This window comes from Nocardiopsis sediminis, from assembly GCF_042650565.1.
Taxonomy (GTDB): domain Bacteria; phylum Actinomycetota; class Actinomycetes; order Streptosporangiales; family Streptosporangiaceae; genus Nocardiopsis_B; species Nocardiopsis_B sediminis.
The window spans coordinates 1-3,014 of the sequence record NZ_JBHSBH010000021.1 but is presented as its reverse complement, the minus strand read 5'-3'; the positions used below and the strand labels follow the sequence as shown (position 1 = coordinate 3,014).

General features: G+C 66.2%; 1 pseudogene. It reads right to left on the bottom strand.

The annotated features are described in order from the left end of the window. Window positions 1–2,842 (bottom strand): annotated as a pseudogene (locus ACFOVU_RS28425) (hypothetical protein); the annotation flags it as partial. Window positions 2,843–3,014 lie beyond the last annotated feature (172 nt).

Below are 3,014 nucleotides of genomic sequence, written 5' to 3'. Positions count from 1 at the left end.
CGTCGGCCGCTTCCTGCGACCGCGCCGGCGCAGGGTCATAGAAACCGTCCACGCCGCTGTCAGAGTCACTCTCGCGGGCGCCGTCGTTCCCACCGACACCGGCGGAACGGACCTGCCCGCCCCTACCGGCGGGTCCACCACCCCCGGCACCGCGCGCGCTCCGCCCGTCGGGGCCTCCGCTCCGACCACCGGTGCCACCGTCCCCGGCACCACCACCGCGGCCGGTGGACCCGCCGCTGCCTCCCGCGCCACCGGCACCCGGGCCCGAACCGGCGGGACCTTGGCCGCCGCCTGGGCCAGGAAGCTCGTCACCACCGTCCTCATCGTCGGAGTCGGGAAGGTCGCCGTCGTCCCCATCGTCCGACTCCAAGGAGTCCCCGTCCTCCTCACTGGAAGTCTCGGGCACCGTCAGGGGATTGGCAGGCCCACCGGCGAGGTGGGCGCCGGCGCTTCCGGAAGCGGAGTCGGAGTCGTCAATGGCCATGGTCTCGGGGGCGGCCTCGGGATCGTTGCCTCGACCGGAGACGGCATGGAGGCCCTCATCGGTGACCACGGCCACCGGGCCGCCCGCTGAGACCGCGGACTCCCCACCGCTGCCGGCGACACGGCTGCGGACATCCCCGCGGAGGCGGGCGAGCAGCCCGGAGGAATAGGCCCGGGATATGGCACCCGCCTGCTCACGACTGTTCACCACCAAGGCGCTGACGACAGCGCGGACATAGATATCGACCGTTGTTCGGGCGGGGTTGCGGCCATTGGCCATCGTGATCCGCTCGGAGATCGTGTCGATGTCGCGCGTGGCCCCCAGCTGAAGGAAGACCTCCCATCGCAGCGGAGAGTTCAGCTTGCCGAGAGCCTCCCACATCCGGTCCAGGTCCCCTGCGGTGAGCTCTACAGCAGGAGCCACCCGGACGCGAGGCGCCCGAGCAGCCTCCTCCCCAACGGGAACCACAGCCCCAGCGCCGGCTTTAGCGCCGCCGGCCTCCTCCAATAGGCGATCGATATCGGCAACACGGTCCTTGGCCCACCCCTCAGATCGGCCGTAGTCGAGCCTGCCGCTGATCTTGGGATCCCGATCCCCCAAAAATTCCTTGATAAGGCCCAGCGCCCGGAGCTGGTCGCCGGGACCGGCAATCCCATCAGCCGCGCGGGCGAGAGCGACCACAATACCGCGGGCATCGTCGCGGTCATGCACCCCCAGCTTTTCATAGATGTTGGAGACGGTGATGCCGACATTACTTTGCTCCTGTTTGCGCCGGACGGCAAATGCACCGTCGCGCGGCACTCCCGCGATACGCTGATCGACAATGTTCGTGAAGGACAACCCCTTCTTCATCGAGTCCAGCATGCCGCTCTCCACGTCCCCAAAGCGCGGCAGGAATTTACGGGCCAGTTCACCGATGAGTCCGCGAGCGCGATCCGCCGGCTCAACACCCTCGGCATCAGCCGCATCCAGATCACGACGAATCCCGGCAACGAACTCCTTGGCCCATCCCGGCTCACGGCGGGCATCGACCTTGCCGGCGGCGGCATCGACCCTGCGGGAGACATCGAGGGACTTCAAGGCTTCCGCCATGGCGTCGAGCGCCCGGAGCTGATCGCCGGGGCGGGCAGTCCCATCAGCCACACGGGCAATAGCGCTCACACGCTCGCGGTCACGGACTCCCATATCTCTATAGATCTTACGGAGACCGTTTTCGACCTTCGTTTTCTCCTTCTTGAGCCGGGCATTGTCGACGTCGCCGCTGTTCGGCCGTTCGTCTATAAACTTTGCGGCAATTTTGTCATTGGTCAGACCGTCCTTCAGATGCCCCAGAACACTGGCTGGCACGCCGTTAAAGATCGACGCGAACACTCGGGCCAATTCACCGACGCGTTCACCAGCACTCTCCGCACCGGCCGGCGGAGAGCCGGGTTCGTCTTCCCCGGGTGCATCCGATGCGGCACGACTTCCAGGTTCACCGCCGATCGCCTCCAATAGGCGATCGATATCGGCAACACGGTCCTTGGCCCACCCCTCAGATCGGCCGTAGTCGAGCCTGCCGCTGATCTTGGGATCCCGATCCCCCAAAAATTCCTTGATAAGGCCCAGCGCCCGGAGCTGGTCGCCGGGACCGGCAATCCCATCAGCCGCGCGGGCGAGAGCGACCACAATACCGCGGGCATCGTCGCGGTCACGCACCCCCAGCTTTTCATAGATGCCGATGACGGTGACGCCGACATTACTTTGCTCCTGTTTGCGCCGGACGGCAAACGCACCGTCGCGCGGCACTCCCGCGATACGCTGATCGACAATGTTCGTGAAGGACAACCCCTTCTTCATCGAGTCCAGCACGCCGCTCTCCACGTCCCCAAAGCGCGGCAGGAATTTACGGGACAGTTCACCGATGAGTCCGCGAGCGCGATCCGCCGGCTCAACCCCCTCGGCATCAGCCGCATCCAGATCACGACGAATCCCGGCAACGAACTCCTTGGCCCATCCCGGCTCACGGCGGGCATCGACCTTGCCGGCGGCGGCATCGACCCTGCGGGAGACATCGAGGGACTTCAAGGCTTCCGCCATGGCCTCCAGAGCCCGGAGCCGATCGCCGGGGCGGGCAGTCCCATCAGCCACACGGGCAATAGCGCTCACACGCTCGCGGTCACGGACTCCCATATCTCTATAGATCTTACGGAGACCGTTTCCGACCTTCGTCTTCTCCTTCTTGAGCCGGGCATTGTCGACGTCGCCGCTGTTCGGCCGCTCGTCTATAAACTCGGCGGCAATTTGGTCATTGGTCAGACCGTCCTTCAGATGCCCCAGAACACTGGCTGGCACGCCGTTAAAGATCGACACGAACACTCGGGCCAATTCACCGACGCGTTCACCGACAATCTCCGCACCGGCCGACGAAGATCCCGGCCCGCCCGGGCCGGGCTCACCCCGTCCGGCACGGCCCTCACCCTCGCCACGGGCAGGGCCGGGGGCATCGGGAAGGACATCGAGCTCGTCGTTCCGTGCCGGGACGGGAGGA